At 71.2% G+C, this 13,700-nt stretch carries 13 protein-coding genes; all 13 read right to left on the reverse strand.

Going from position 1 to position 13,700, the window contains the following annotated elements; all coding sequences use genetic code 11:
• Positions 1-44 precede the first annotated feature (44 nt).
• The 13 genes from ABD774_RS11345 to ABD774_RS11405 all read right to left on the reverse strand — a co-directional run bounded on the left by ABD774_RS11345 (position 45) and on the right by ABD774_RS11405 (position 13,682).
• Positions 45-725 carry an HD domain-containing protein gene (locus ABD774_RS11345; RefSeq protein ID WP_345041112.1) on the reverse strand — a complete coding sequence of 227 codons (681 nt, stop codon included), beginning with the start codon at positions 723-725 and terminating at the stop codon, positions 45-47.
• Positions 722-2,221 (reverse strand): aldehyde dehydrogenase family protein, encoded by a 1,500-nt coding sequence (locus ABD774_RS11350; RefSeq protein WP_345041114.1) that lies wholly within the window; start codon positions 2,219-2,221, stop codon positions 722-724. The genes ABD774_RS11345 and ABD774_RS11350 overlap by 4 nt, the downstream gene beginning before the upstream one ends.
• On the reverse strand, positions 2,218-2,883 hold the full coding sequence (locus ABD774_RS11355) for an HD domain-containing protein (RefSeq protein WP_345041115.1): 666 nt from the start codon (positions 2,881-2,883) through the stop codon (positions 2,218-2,220). The genes ABD774_RS11350 and ABD774_RS11355 overlap by 4 nt, the downstream gene beginning before the upstream one ends.
• Positions 2,884-2,893: 10 nt before the next feature.
• A complete protein-coding gene (locus ABD774_RS11360) occupies positions 2,894-4,153 on the reverse strand; it encodes an NAD(P)/FAD-dependent oxidoreductase (RefSeq protein ID WP_345041117.1) in 1,260 nt (419 codons plus the stop codon).
• Positions 4,154-4,156: 3 nt separating this feature from the next.
• A complete protein-coding gene (locus tag ABD774_RS11365) occupies positions 4,157-4,477 on the reverse strand; it encodes a 2Fe-2S iron-sulfur cluster-binding protein (RefSeq protein WP_345041119.1) in 321 nt (106 codons plus the stop codon).
• A gap of 8 nt (positions 4,478-4,485) precedes the next feature.
• The gene (locus tag ABD774_RS11370; RefSeq protein ID WP_345041122.1) at positions 4,486-5,235 is read right to left on the reverse strand and encodes an SDR family NAD(P)-dependent oxidoreductase; all 750 of its coding nucleotides are present in this window, start codon (positions 5,233-5,235) and stop codon (positions 4,486-4,488) included.
• Complete coding sequence (locus ABD774_RS11375) at positions 5,232-7,100, reverse strand: PEP-utilizing enzyme (RefSeq protein ID WP_345041125.1); 1,869 nt, start codon at positions 7,098-7,100, stop codon at positions 5,232-5,234. The genes ABD774_RS11370 and ABD774_RS11375 overlap by 4 nt, the downstream gene beginning before the upstream one ends.
• Before the next feature lie 169 nt (positions 7,101-7,269).
• Positions 7,270-8,346: a PEP/pyruvate-binding domain-containing protein gene (locus tag ABD774_RS11380; RefSeq protein WP_345041128.1), complete on the reverse strand. Its 1,077-nt coding sequence runs from the start codon at positions 8,344-8,346 to the stop codon at positions 7,270-7,272.
• 1 nt (position 8,347) lies between these two features.
• Positions 8,348-9,610: a cytochrome P450 gene (locus ABD774_RS11385; protein ID WP_345041130.1), complete on the reverse strand. Its 1,263-nt coding sequence runs from the start codon at positions 9,608-9,610 to the stop codon at positions 8,348-8,350.
• A 91-nt stretch (positions 9,611-9,701) separates the two neighbouring features.
• Positions 9,702-10,517 carry an IclR family transcriptional regulator gene (locus tag ABD774_RS11390; protein ID WP_345041133.1) on the reverse strand — a complete coding sequence of 272 codons (816 nt, stop codon included), beginning with the start codon at positions 10,515-10,517 and terminating at the stop codon, positions 9,702-9,704.
• 10 nt (positions 10,518-10,527) lie between these two features.
• Positions 10,528-11,454 (reverse strand): carbohydrate ABC transporter permease, encoded by a 927-nt coding sequence (locus ABD774_RS11395; RefSeq protein ID WP_345041135.1) that lies wholly within the window; start codon positions 11,452-11,454, stop codon positions 10,528-10,530.
• Between the two features lie 30 nt (positions 11,455-11,484).
• Positions 11,485-12,390 (reverse strand): carbohydrate ABC transporter permease, encoded by a 906-nt coding sequence (locus ABD774_RS11400; RefSeq protein ID WP_345041137.1) that lies wholly within the window; start codon positions 12,388-12,390, stop codon positions 11,485-11,487.
• Positions 12,387-13,682, reverse strand: coding sequence for a purple acid phosphatase family protein (locus ABD774_RS11405; protein WP_345041140.1), 1,296 nt, complete (start codon positions 13,680-13,682; stop codon positions 12,387-12,389). Before ABD774_RS11405 ends, ABD774_RS11400 begins: the two co-directional genes overlap by 4 nt.
• Positions 13,683-13,700: the final 18 nt, after the last annotated feature.

Raw genomic sequence — 13,700 nt, forward strand, 5'->3', positions numbered from 1 at the left:
CCCGATCAGCTCGTGCGTGACTCCGGCACGCGGGTCCGGGCCGGCTAGCGAACGCGCTCGAGCGCGAGCGTCTCCGGACTGACCCGGATCGCGGCGACCGCCGCCAGCGCACCCGCCATGGCACGGCCCGCGGCGGTGTGCAGGTGCTCGTGCGTGCGCGAGGCGACCAGTCTCAGCGCCTCCTCGGCGTCCAGGCCGAACCACCGCTGCACCGTGGAGAGCCCGTGCGGGGTGATCCGCCAGAGCTTGTCGGCGTCCTTGACGCAGGCGTCGTCGACGGAGAGCGCCTCGGCGCGGCTGTCGTGACCGTCGACGATGGCGACGATCTTCTCGATGTCCCCGGGGTCGTGCCGCAGGTCGGTGAGGATCTCCCGGGCGATGCGCGCGCCGGCGATCTCGTGAGCCCGTACGAGCTCGGGCCGCCGGGCCTGGGGGGCGATCGCCTCCAGGATGTGCTCCTCCGGCACGGCCGACCAGCCGGTGTCGTGCAGGAGGATCGCCGGGAGCACCACCTCGGCGCTGGCCTCGGGCGTCTGCGCGAGCAGCGCGGTGGCGAGCGCGTAGGAGTACAGCGTGTGGCTGTCGTTGTCGCGCACGCGCAGGTACCCCGCCGCGCGTTCCCACACGGCGCGGTCGCGGCCGGTCAGCGTGATCAGGCCGGGCACCGCGGAGTCCGGCGGGACGAGGTGGCGCACGTCCCGGCCGAGCAGCGAGGCCCGGGTCATCGCCTCGCCCGTCGGTGGACGGACTGCGGCGAGAGGTAGGCGTGCAGGCCCTCGAGCCCGTACTCCACACCGAGGCCGGAGTCGCCGCGCCCGCCGAAGGGGGCGCTGTGGTTGGAGGCGAAGAAGTTCAGCCCGATCGAGCCGGTGCTGACCCGCCGCGCCACCTGGTACGCCCGTTCGTCGTCGGCCGAGAAGACGATGCCGCCGAGGCCGAAGGTGGTGTCGTTCGCGAGCTCGACCGCCTGGTCGACGCCCTCGTAGCGCAGCACGCTGAGCACCGGCCCGAAGATCTCCTCGCGCGCGATCCGCATGCCGGGCGTGACGTCGGCGAAGACGGTGGGGCGGACGTAGTAGCCGCGGCCCAGGTCGGCCGCCGCCCCGCCGGTGGTGGCCCGGGCCCCCTCGGCGTGCCCGGCGGCGAGGTACTCCAGCACGCTGTCGTACTGGGAGCGCGTGGCCACCGGCCCGAACACGGTGCGCTCGTCGAGCGGGTCACCCAGGGGCGCGGCCGCGACGGTGGCCGTGACGGCGTCGACCACCTCGTCGTACCTCTCGGCGGGCGCGAGCAGGCGGGTGGAGATGTAGCAGGTCTGCCCGGTGTTGCGCAGGCACGAGCGGATGAGCACCCGGGACAGCTCGTCGAGGTCGGCGTCGGGCAGCACGATGCCGGCGGACTTCCCGCCGAGCTCGAGGGTGACCGGCCGGAGCAGCTCGCCGCACGCTGCGGCGATGCGGCGTCCGACGGGGGTGGAGCCGGTGAAGGCCACCTTGTCGACCTGCGGGTGGCGCACCAGGGCGTCCCCCACCGACCCGCTCCCGGTGACGAGGTTGACCACGCCCGCGGGAAGGCCCGCGGCGGCGACGGCGTCGACCACCAGCCGGATCGACAGCGGGGTGGGCGAGGCTGGCTTGACTACCACCGTGCAGCCCGCGAGCAGGGCCGGCGCGAGCTTGATGACCACCAGGTTGATGGGGAAGTTCCACGGCGCGATGAGCGCGCACACGCCGACCGGGTCCCAGCTGACCACGGTCTCCCCGGCGCCGTTCGGGAACGGGCGGACGTCCGGCGTCTCCAGATGACCGGCGAGCGAGGCGAAGTAGCGCAGGATGCCCGCGGCGTTCGCGGCGGCCCCCGACGTCTCGGCCAGCGGGGAGCCGTTCTCCCGGGTGTTCGTCCAGGCCAGCGGCTGCGCGCGGCGCTCGAGCTCGTCGGCGGCCCGGAGCATGAGCGCGGCACGTTCGGAAGGTGCGAGGGCGGCCCAGCCGGGCAGCGCCCGCCGCGCGGCGGCCACCGCGCGGTCGACGTCCTCGGCGGTGGCGTTCGGGACCTCGCCCCACGCCTCCTCGGTGGCCGGGTCGACGACGACGTTGCGCACGGTGCCGGTCGAGGGCCGCCAGGCGCCGTCGATGAAGTGGTCGTCTTGCCGGGTGTACGGCAGGATGAGACTCCCCCGGTCGAGGACCGCCGGGCCGGCCCCGGACGTCACCGCGCTCACCGCAGCACGTCCGTCTTCAGCAGCGCGCGGGACCGGGCGAGGTGGGCGACGGCGAGGGTGTGGGCGGCCTCGGTGAGCAGCTCGGGCAGGATCTCGGTCTCGAGCCGGTCGGCGTAGGTGGCCGGGTCGAGCCGGAACCAGCCGGCGGCCAGGGCGATGCCCGCGTAGTCGAAGCGCCACAGCCGGTCCGCGTCCCGCACGAGGGAGTCCTCCAGCGACAGCGAGTACGGCCGGGTGTCGTGCCCGTCGATGATCGCCGTGACCCGGTCGACGAACTCCGGCGCGTAGCCCAGCGGCGGCAGCACCTCGCGGGCGACGAGGCAACCCTGCCGCTCGTGCTCGTACCGGATCTCCGCCTTGCGCCAGTCCCCGGTGAACCCCTCGGAGAGGATGCGCTCCTCGTCCACCCGCCCCCAGCCTGTGTCGTGCAGCAGGGTCGCCACCCGCACCAGCCGGGCGTCCGCCCGGGGGTGCACGGCGCACAGCCGCTCGGCGTAGGCGAGGGACATCGGCAGATGGACGTCGTTGCTGCGCGCCCTCGACTCGGGGACGACGGCGCGCCAGACGTCGTCGAGGTCCGTCCCGGCGGCGGGGGTCAGGACGATCGGCGAGGTGTCAACGGTCAGGTTGGTCGTCAGGCGGGCGGCGGGCGGTGCGGACATGGCACTTCCTTCATCGGGCGGCGGGCTCGCGCCGGGCGAGGCCCTTCAGCGGGACGGTGGCGTCGGCGGCAAGCTCGGCGGGGATCGTCGCTGCCTGGGCGAGTGCGTTCTTGACGGCCATGAAGTCGAGCGGGTTGTTGACGCAGTCGGCGGCGACGAGCCGCCCGGCGCGGTAGTAGAGGACGGAGAACTTCCCCCGGGTGTCGTCGCGGCGCACCACGGTGGCGTCGTGCCCGAGCGACAGGCCGGCGATCTGCAGCTTGAGGTCTCCCTGGTTGGACCAGAACCAGGGGATGCCGGCGTACTCCTCGCGGCGTCCCACCAGCGAGTAGGCGGCCACCTTGGCGTGCTCGACCGCGTTGTTGACGCTCTCGAGCCGCAGCCGTTCCCCGGCCGGCGAGCCGGGGACCGGGTTGGGCAGGTTGGCGCAGTCGCCGATGGCCAGGGTGCTGCCGTCGGACGCGCGCGCCGAGCGGTCGACGACGATGCCGTTGTCTACCTCCAGGCCCATCTGCTCGGCCAGCTCGGTGTTCGGGACGGCGCCGATCCCCACCAGCGCGACCTGCGCGGGCACGGTCTCGCCGTCGGCGAGCACGACGCCGGTGAGCCGGCCGTCACCGTCGCCGACGAACCGCGTCACCTGGGTGCCGAGGCGGACGTCCAGCCCGGCGGCGCGGTGCGCGCGGAGGAAGTACTCCGAGGTCTCCTCCCCCACCGCCCGGCCCACCAGGCGCGGCCCGGCCTCCAGCACGGTGACCCGCTTGCCCAGCGCGTGGGCGCTGCGGGCCACCTCCAGTCCGACGAACCCGCCGCCCACGACGACGACGTCGCTCGCGGCGGGCAGGTGCGCCTTGAGCGCCAGGGCGTCGTCGGCGTTCCGCAGGTACAGCACCCCGGTCAGGTCGTGGCCCGGGCTCTCCAGTCTCCGAGCCCGGGCGCCGACGGCGAGCGCGAGATGGTCGAACCGGAACGCCCGGCCGGAGGCCGTGTGCGCGGTGCCCGAGCCGTCGTCCTGCCGCTCGACCCGCTCGATCCGCTCGCCCTTGACCAGGTCCACGCGGTGCTCATCCCAGTACTCCTGGGTGCGGAAGATCAGCGACTCCTTGCCCACCTTGTCCTGGAGGAACTCCTTGGACAGCGCGGGGCGCTGGTAGGGCCGGTGGTTCTCCTCGCCGAGGAGGGTGATCGGCTCGTGGAAGCCGAGCGCGCGCAGGGAGGCGACGAGCTGGACCCCGGCCTGGCTCGCGCCGACGATGAGCAGTCCGGTCATCGCTCAGACCTGCGTCTCGGGGGTGGTGACGTGGAGGTCGCAGCCCTCGGTCAGGCGCAGCTGGCAGGAGAGCCGGGAGTTCTCCTCCCGGTCCACGGCGGTGCCGTAGAGCATCTCGTCCTCCATCTCGCTCATCGGCGGGAGCAGCTCCAGGTCCTCCTCGGCGACGAACACGTGGCAGGTGGCGCACGACAACGACCCGCCGCACTCGGCGACGATCCCGGGGACCCCGTGGCGCACCGCGGTTTCCATGACCGAGTCCCCGGCGACGCCGTCGACGACGCGGGTGGCGCCCTCGTGGTCGGTGTAGGTGATCTGGGGCATGGTTCCTCCTAGATGAACTGACGTCCGCCGTCGACCACGAGGGTCTGCCCGCTCACGTACGCGCTGTCCGGGCTGGCGAGGTAGCGGGCGGCGCCCACGATGTCCTCCGGCCGGGCGGCGCGCCGGAGGGCGCCCCGGTCGACGCCGTAGCTCTCGGCGTCCTCCATGAGGCCGTAGCTCGCCTCGGTGAGCGTGAAGCCAGGCGCAATGGCGTTGACGCGGATCCCGCGGCGGCCGAGCTCCTTGGCCATCACCCGGGTCAGTGCGACCACCCCGCCCTTGGAAGCGACGTAGTGCATCCACTGCTCCGAGCCGCTGTAGACGGTGGCGGAGGAGACGTTGATGACCGAGGCGCCCTCGCGCAGGTGGGGGCTGCATGCCCGGGCGCACAGCCACGGTCCCTTGAGGTTGACGGCCATGACCCGGTCCCACTCGTCCGGGTCGATCTCCTCGAACGGGCTGCGGGTGATGCCCGCGTAGATCGCGGCATTGTTGACCAGGACGTCGATGCCGCCGCCGAGCCGGGCCACCTCGGCGGCCATCGCCTCGGTGGAGGCCGGGGAGGTGACGTCGACCTCGACGGCGGCGGCCTGCCCGCCCTGCTCGCGCACCAGGGCGGCGGTCACCTCGGCGCCGGCGGCGTCGACGTCGGCCACCGCCACGGTGGTGCCGGGGCCGGCGAGCCCGAGCGCGAACGCACGCCCGAGCCCGCCTGCCCCGCCCGTGACGAGCACGGTCCGGCTGCTAGCTGCGGTCACCGCACCGCCCCGTCGAGCACGGTCTCGGGCGACTCCTGCGCCTCGTCGTCGAGGATGGTGACGGTGCCGGTGTTGCCGTCCACCCTCAGGCGCTGCCCCGTGCGGATGGTCGTCGACCCGGAGCCGGTCCCCGTGACGGCCGGCAGGCCGTACTCCCGGCAGACGATGGCGGCGTGGCTCATCATGCCCCCGATGTCGGTCACGGTGGCCCTGATCTTCCCGAAGATGGGCCCCCAGCTCGGCGCGGTCACCGTGGCGACGAGGATGTCGCCCTCCTGGACCTGGCCGAGCTGGTCGGCGTCGTGGACCACGCGGGCCACACCCTCGACCACCCCCGGGGAGGCGGCCATACCGCGCAGGCCGGTGAAGCCGTCCTCGTCGTCGACGCCCAGCCACGACTGGACCTGCTCGGTGGTGATGCCCCAGAGCATGCGGGTGAACGGCTCGGTGATCACCGCCGGCGGCGTGTTGAGCGCCGGGGCGGGGCGGGCCGTCTTGAGGGCGTCGACGATCTTCCGGCGCCGCTCGATCTCGGCGGGCCAGTAGACCGGGCCGACCGGGCCGCTCGGGGCGCCGACGCCCCAGCCGGTGACGAGGTCGAAGAGGGCGTCGCGCACCTCGTTGCGATTGAGGTAGAGCAGGTCGTCCGGCTCGCTCCAGAAGCCCTCGGCGTGGAGCATGCGGCTGAGCTGGCGGACCTTGCGCCAGAACACTCCCATGGTCCAGTGCTCGATGTAGAAGTTGTGGTTCTCGACGTAGGGGTAGGCGGTGGCCGCGAGCTGACGCTTGGCGTCGAAGGCGGCCCGGGTCTCGCCGTCGAGAAGTTCGCGGTACTCGGCGACGATGCGCTCCTTCTCCGCGATGAGCTCCTCGACCGGCCGCCGGATCTGCTGGCCGTCCTGAAGGCGGCGGATGTAGTCCGCGATGTAGCCGAGCGGGATCTCCTGGTGCTCGTTCCAGTACTTGTCGTGCCCGTAGAACCCGTTGCCGACGGTGAAGTTGAACCACGGGTCCTGAGCCTGCTCGTAGCGGGCGGTCCACCGGTCCCCGCCCGGGGCGGCGGCGATCGCCGCGAGGGTCCCCGCGACGTCGTCGGTGCTGCCGAAGTGGCCCTCGAGCCCGAGCTCGACGGCAAGGGTGGCGAGCTCCTTGAGCTCGTCGTCCGGCTTGAAGAGCTCCATGTCGACGCCCTGGACCATGGTGGCGATGGCCAGGTCGGGGATGTTCGGGAACGCCTCCTTGCAGAAGTTGAAGAAGTCGAGGTAGGCGATGTAGCCGAGGTTGAGGAACTCGAAGTGGTACTGCCAGTTGCGGTAGCACAGCTGGATCAGCCGGTCGTAGTTCTCGAGGAGCTTCTCGCTGCCGTCCATCGCCTTGCCGGAGAGGATGTCCTCGGTGGGGACGATGTCGGGCAGCTTGGTGAACTCGATCGTCTCCATCTCGTCGATGGTGGCGCGGACCTTGACCTTCCACTGCTCGAGCAGGCGCTCCCAGTTCTGGAAGTAGTACCCGACCCGCTCCTCGAACACGGGCACCCGGGCCGCGATCTGGTCCTCGGGCACGGGGATCGGGGACATGTAGAGGTAGCCCAGGTGGACCCGGAACTCGATGCCGTTGGCGTTCGGGATCATCAGGTGCCGGGCGTTGTACTGCCCCAGGCACTTCACGGCGAACTCCCCGCCGATGGTCTCGAACGGCTTGTAGACCGTCGGCCAGTGCTGGCTGTCGCAGAACCAGAACTTCTCGTCCTCCGCCTGCTTCAGGGCGTCCTGGAAGACGAGATAGTAGGGGTAGATGTCCTCCCACCCCTCGGCACCGGGGGGCGTGGGGAGGTCGAACGGACTGGGGAAGGACTTGCTGGCCATGGCTCACCTTTTCCGTCGGCTGCGTCGGTGCAGCGGGGGTGCGGCGTCGTCGTCGCGGGGGGGTCGTGCGGGGTCAGGGGGGCTGCTCGGGTGCGGTTCTGGTGGGGACTGCTCTCGCGCGGTTCTGGTGCGGCGGACTGCTCTCGTGCCGGTCGGGCCTGCGCCGGCGTCACCCGGCGTTCGCGCCCAGCAGGACGCTCGTGAAGCTGCTGAGGCCTGCGGCGCCGGCGTGGGAAACGGGTGCGGGCGCCGCCGCAGGCTTCGCCGACCAGACCGTCTCCGGGCGAGACTGCAGGAGGAGCAGGTTCACGCCGTCGGGAAGGTCGGCGTCGATCGCCCACTCGATGTCCTGCGGGGAGCCGTAGTGCTTCTCCGCGCGCTTCGCCATCGTGGCGACCGCCACCAGCTCGGCGTCGGTGAGGCTGCGGCGGGCGCGACGCTCGGCGTCCACCTCACGCTCCACGAGCGAGCGGGACCCCGGGTCGGGCACCAGCTCGGCGTGCTTGTCCCCGAGGGTCTCCGCGACGACGGTGAGCATGACCTTGTCGAGCCAGACGTTGTCCGGGGTGACCTGCCCGGAGACGACCATCTCGCCGAGCCCGTAGGAGGCGTCGATGACGATTTTGGACCGGTCGCCGTTCGTGGGGTCCAGGGTCATGGCGACGCCGGAGACGCGCGCGTTGACCATCTTCTGCACGCCGACGGCGATCGAGAGTCCGTCGTCGGGGATGCCGTTCTTCAGCCTGTAGATGATCGCCCGGCTCGTGTAGAGCGAGGCCCAGCAGCGGCGGACGTGCTCGCGGACCTCGTCCCAGCCGGTCAGCCACAGGTATGTGTCCTGCTGGCCGGCGAAGCTCGCGCCGGGCAGGTCCTCCGCCGTCGCCGAGGACCGCACGGCCACCGGCACCTCCCCGCCGCACCGGGCCATGAGCTCGTCGTAGGCGGCCTTGGTGGCCACGCGGAGAGGCTCCGGGATCGCCCGGGAGCAGATCTCCTCCCGGATCTGGGCGGAGACGGCGTCGACGTGGGCGACGTCGTCGGCGTCGAGCCCCGCGAGGAGCCGGTGGATGTCCGCGGCGATGCCCGCCTCCGCGAGGAAGGCGTCGTACAGGGCAGTGGTGACCGCGAACCCGGGCGGGACGGGCATGCCCGCGGCGGTCATGGACACGAGGGATGCGCACTTGCCTCCCAGGAGGTCGTGCTCCGGCTCGAGGCCCGCGTCGAAGAACTGCAGGTAGGTGGTCACGTCAGGCCTCCCAGGTCACGGGCACGGCGAGGGGGATGCGGAAGGAGAGGTTTTCCCGGAACCCGATGGCGTCGGGGTCGTCGAGGGCGAGGTGCGGGGCCCGGGCGGCGACCTCCTCGAGCACGATCCGTGCCTGGAGCTTGGCGAGCATGTTGCCCAGGCAGTAGTGGATGCCGAAGCCGAAGGACAGGTGCTCGCGCGCGTTGGGCCGGTCGACGTCGAAGACCTCGGCGTCGGCGAAGTGGGCCTCGTCGCGGTTGGCCGAGCCCATAAGGAGCAGGATGTCGGCGCCCGCGGGGATCTCGACGCCGCCGATCGTGGCGTCCCTCAGGGCCCGGCGGCGCCAGCCCACGATGGACGGGCTGTACCGCAGCACCTCCTCCACCGCCGCCTTGATCTTCTTCGGGTCCGCGACGAGGGACTGCCACTGGTCGCGGTGTGCCAGCAGGACCCGCAGGGAGTTGGCGATGAGCGTCGTCGTGGTCTCGTGGCCGGCGAAGAGCAGGCTGTAGGCGACCGAGGCGATCTCGTGGTCGGTGATCTCCGCACCACCCCGCTGGTCGCGCACGAGGTCGGCGATGAGGTTGTCCCCACCCTCCGCGTGGGCGCGGGCGACCAGGGCCAGGCACTCCTGCCAGTACTCGACGAGGTTGTGGGCGTGGGGCACCTGCTCTTCGTCGGAGAGGTCGCCCCAGGTCATCGCGGCGCGCGAGTCCGACCAGCGCTTGTAGGTGTCGATCTGCCCGACGTCGGCGCCGAGCAGCGTGAGGATCGTGATGGTGGGGACGTCGTAGGCGAGGTCCCGGAACAGGTCGGCGCGCCGCTCGGGCCGGGCGAGGATCTTCTCCAGCAGGTCCACCACGTTCTGCCGGATCGCCGGCTCGAGCGATTTGTACCGGCGGGGGGTGAACTCGCGCTGGACGATCTCGCGGATCCTGGTGTGCTCCGGGGGAACCCGGGCGGAGAGCCCGGAGTAGGCGGTGAAGCCGCCCTCCTCCATGATCTTCCGCGCCTGCGGACCGCGCTCGCGCACGGGCTTCTGGGCGTTCTCGCTGCTGAACGTCTCCCAGTCGGCGAACACGGCCTTGATGTCGTCGTAACGCGTGACCACCCAGTACCCGATCCGCTCGTCGAACATGACGGGCGCCTCGCGCCGGAGCTCGGCGTAGGCGGGGAAGGGGTCGTGCTGGTCGAACGGCTGGTAGCCGTGGTGGTCCACCGGGCAGCCGGGGGACCGGGTCGTCACGTCGTGCGTCGTTGCCATGCCTGCTCCATCGCTGGTCTGACCGTGAGGCCCATGAAACCGGACCGGGTCGCGCCCCGGCCAGGCCCTGCTTCTACTGAGTGGAAGCAGGTTAGGTGGGTGGCCGGGCCGGTCCGCCGCCCGGCCGGAACGTGGACAGGAGGGTCGAGAGCGGGAAGGGCGCCGTGACGCGCTCGATCTCGCCGGCCGCGGCCCGCAGGGCGGGTAGGTAGCGGGTCAGCGCGCCGGTCTGCCCCGCCGCCACGACCAGCCCCAGAGCGGCGGCGACGGGGCCGCCCCGGTGGAAGACCGGCACGGCGACGGAGCTGGACCCGACCCGGGCCTCCTGCTCCGTGATCGCGTACCCCTGGGCGGCTGTCCGGCGGAGGTCCGAGCGGAGCTGCGCCGTGTCGACGTGCGAGCGCGGGGTGAGGGCCTCGAGGTCCCGCATGAGATAGGTGTCCTGGAACCACTCGTCCTCGTGGGCGAGCAGCACCTTGCCGACGGCGGAGACGTGCAGTGGCAGCCGGCCGCCGACGCGCGCGGCGCGCGGCACGCGCTTCGAGCTGTAGATGCGTTCCACGAAGAGCACGTCCGGGCCGGAGCGGACCGCCAGGTGGGCGGTCTCCTGGGTCAGGCCGAAGAGGTCCTGGAGGATGGGCCGGGCCCGCTCGCGCACCTGCCGGCCGGCGTGCTGCCCCAGCTCCCACAGCCGCATCCCCACGCGGTAGTCGCCGTCCGGGTCCCGGTTCAGCGCCCCCCACTCCTCGAGCTCGCGCACCAGCCGGTGCACGGTGCTCAGCGGGAGGCCGCTGCGGCCGGCGATGTCGGTCAGCGACTGTGCCGGGGGACCGCTCTCGAAGGCAGCCAGGACGGCGAGGACCTTGGAGGCCACACTCTGCCCCGGTGTGCGTGCGCCTCCGGCCACGTCGCTCCCTTCAGCCCTTCACCGCACCGCCGCTGAGTCCGGAGACCATGTAGCGCTGCACGAAGACGAACAGGAACACGGCAGGCAGCATGGTAAGCACGCACGCGGCCATGAACGGCCCCATGTACTCCACCGCCCCGCCCTGACCGAAGAACGACCGCAGCCCCACCTGCAGCATGGTCTTCTCGCCCTGGTACAGCAGGGTGCTCGCCCAGATGAAGTCGTTCCAGATCTGGAGGAAGACCACGCAGACGATGGAGAGGATCCCGGCACGGGACACCGGGAGGAACACGCGGAAGAAGGCTCCGAAGTGGGAGCAGCCGTCCACGTAGGCCGCCTCCTCGAGCGTCTTGGGGCAGCTGTCCTGAAAGTAGCCGTGCAGCACCAGGACGGCGAACGGGAGCATGAAGCCCATGTAGGTGAGGATCATGCCGGTGTAGGTGTTCACGAGGTTCAGCCGCTCGAGCAGGAAGTACACCGGGAAGAGGCGGGTGATCTCCGGGACGAGCTGGTTGAAGATGAAGACCCCGAGCACGATGCCGGTGATGCGCATGCGGAACCGTGAGGTCACGTACGCCGCCATGCTGGCCACCACCGCCGTCCCGGCCGCGGCGACGCCGGCCACCAGCAGTGAGTTCATCATCTGGCGACCGAACGGCATCATCGCGAGCGCCTGGCGGAAGTTCTCCGTCGACGGGTCGGTCGGCACCCACACCGGCGGGATGCTCGTGATCTCGGCCGGCGCCTGGAACGCGGACTTGAGCATCCAGAAGAACGGCAGCAGCAGGTAGCCGACCACGACGGTGGCGACCACGACGGACACGATCTGGAGCGTCGAGATGCGCCGTCGGGACGTCCGGCCGGGAGCGTCCGGCCGCGCGCCCGCCCTCTCGGCCCGCCGCTTCTCGGGTTCCTGAACGGCTACCTGCTCGAGCATGGCTTGTCCATTCATGGGTCTGCGATCCGTCTACCGGTTGGCCCTGCGGTCGGCGAGGATGTAGCCGACCCCGATCACTGCGCTGATGACGAGGATGAAGCTGCTGGCCGCCCCCGCCAGGCCGAACTGACCGTTCGTGAACGCCTCCTGGTAGGAGTACACGGCCAGGGTGTTCGTGAGGTTTGCGGGCCCACCGCCGGTCATGAGGTACACGAGCTCGAAGTGCCCGACCGTCCCGATGAGGAGGAGGGCGGTCAGCACGCTGATCGTGGGCATCATCATGGGGATCGTGATGCTGAAGAGGGTCCGCGCCGGCGACGCTCCGTCGATCTTGGCCGCCTCGTAGACCTCCTTGCTGATCGACTGGAGCCCGGCGAGGAGAATCATCACCGCGAGCGGCAGACCGTTCCAGATGCGGGCGGCCGAGATGGACAGCAGCGGGCTGCTGAGCGTCCCGACGGACGACGTGTCGGCGAGGAAGCGGACGTCCTCCTGGATGAGCCCGACGGCGTGGAGCAGCTGGTTGATGGGGCTCTGGGCGGGCGAGAGGATCCACACCCAGATGGCGGCGGCGACGACGCCGGGCACGAACCACGGCATGATCGAGACGGTCCTCAGCAGCGCCCGGCCGCGGATCTCGCTGTTGAGCACGTGCGCGACGAGCAGACCGACCACGATCAGCGCGGTGGTGACGACGAGGCCGAAGGTCAGCGTGTTCGCCAGCGTCCGGAGGAAGGCGTCGTCCTGGAACAGGGTCCGGAAGTTTTCCAGACCCACGAACGGCGTGCCCGCGAAGGCGATTCGGTACAGGTCGTACTCGTAGAAGCTCAGCCTCAGGGTCTCGACCATCGGGTACACGCCCAGCACGAGCACGAGGAGGAGCGCCGGCGCGAGCATCACGCCCATGAACACCCGGCGGCGCGCCCGCATGGTCATCGCGAGTCACCCTCGCGTGCCGACGCGGCCTCCTGCACGAGCACCGGCGTCCGGCCTCCGCGGAGCGTGAACTCGTCGACCCGCACGGTCGGGCTGCCGTCACCACGCACGCCGTGCACCTCGACCACGAGGTCGCCGTCGGCCGTGAAGCGCAGCCGGGCGAAGTTGTGGATGGTGTTGTTGCGGACGGCCGTCCAGTGCGGGGGTTCCTCGGTGGCGAAGTTCGAGAAGTTCTTGTTGATGTTGCTGCGCTTCCCGCCGGGGCTGACCTTCAGGTACACCGTGCCGTCCTCGGGCCCGTACTCGACGAGCGAGTCGGAGGTGGGGGCGTTCCGCTCCGGGACATCGACCAGGGGGAAGGTCCGCTCGTAGGCCTGGTCGTGGGACGTCACGACGAGCCTGATCCCGAGCTCCTCGAACACCGGGCCCAGCTGGGCGCGTAGCGCGAGGTTGGACGGGTGGTTCCGCCCCTCGGCGAAGGGGGCCACGTGCAGCACGGGGATGATCCACCGCTGACCCGCCGCCTGGGCGGCCCGGATGTCCTCGATCATCCAGCGCAGCCGCTCCTCCGGCAGCGGGTCGTCGAACTGGAAGGCGCAGATGGACAGGAAGTGCACGTGCCCGACGTCGTAGGAGTAGTTGAGCCGGCCCTCGCTGCCCTCGGGTGTGGCGTAGCGCTCGAGCCACGGCTCGATGCGCTCCTGGAGGATGTACATCAGCTCGTGATTACCCCAGGTCGGCATCATCGGCGCGTGGGCGGCGACGGGCGCCATCTGGTTGAAGAAGTAGTCGATGGCCTCCTCGAGGAACTCGAAGCGCCGGTCGGTGTCGAAATAGGTGAAGTCCCCGCCGTGCAGGACAAGCAGGGGGTCAAGCTTCGCGATCTCTTCGATGACCTGAGCGGTGCCGTCCGCGAGCCCGTCCTTCCGGCCGATGAGGCCGGTGTCGGAGACGAACACGACGTCCAGGGCCGTGACCTCCCCGCGGGGCGGCGCGGTCTCGAAGGAGCCGACGTCGCCCCACCGGCCCCCACCGCATCCCACGCGGTACTGGTACCTCGTGCGCGGCTGCAGGCCGGCGAGGTTGACCTCCTGGAGCACCCCGAGATCGTCGGTCAGCCGGTGGCGCCCGACCGCCGTCTGCCACTCACCGCCCGCCTGGCGGTACTCGACGACGGGCTCGGCCTGCGAGTCGCAGCTGCGCCAGATCACTGTCATCGTGCTGGCCGAGTCGCCGACCCATGACAGGTGGAGCTGGTCGGCACCGTGGACGTGCGCGCTGTAGTCAGTCATGATTCGTCGCTCCTCTAG

The organism is Georgenia daeguensis (assembly GCF_039537705.1).
Taxonomy (GTDB): domain Bacteria; phylum Actinomycetota; class Actinomycetes; order Actinomycetales; family Actinomycetaceae; genus Georgenia; species Georgenia daeguensis.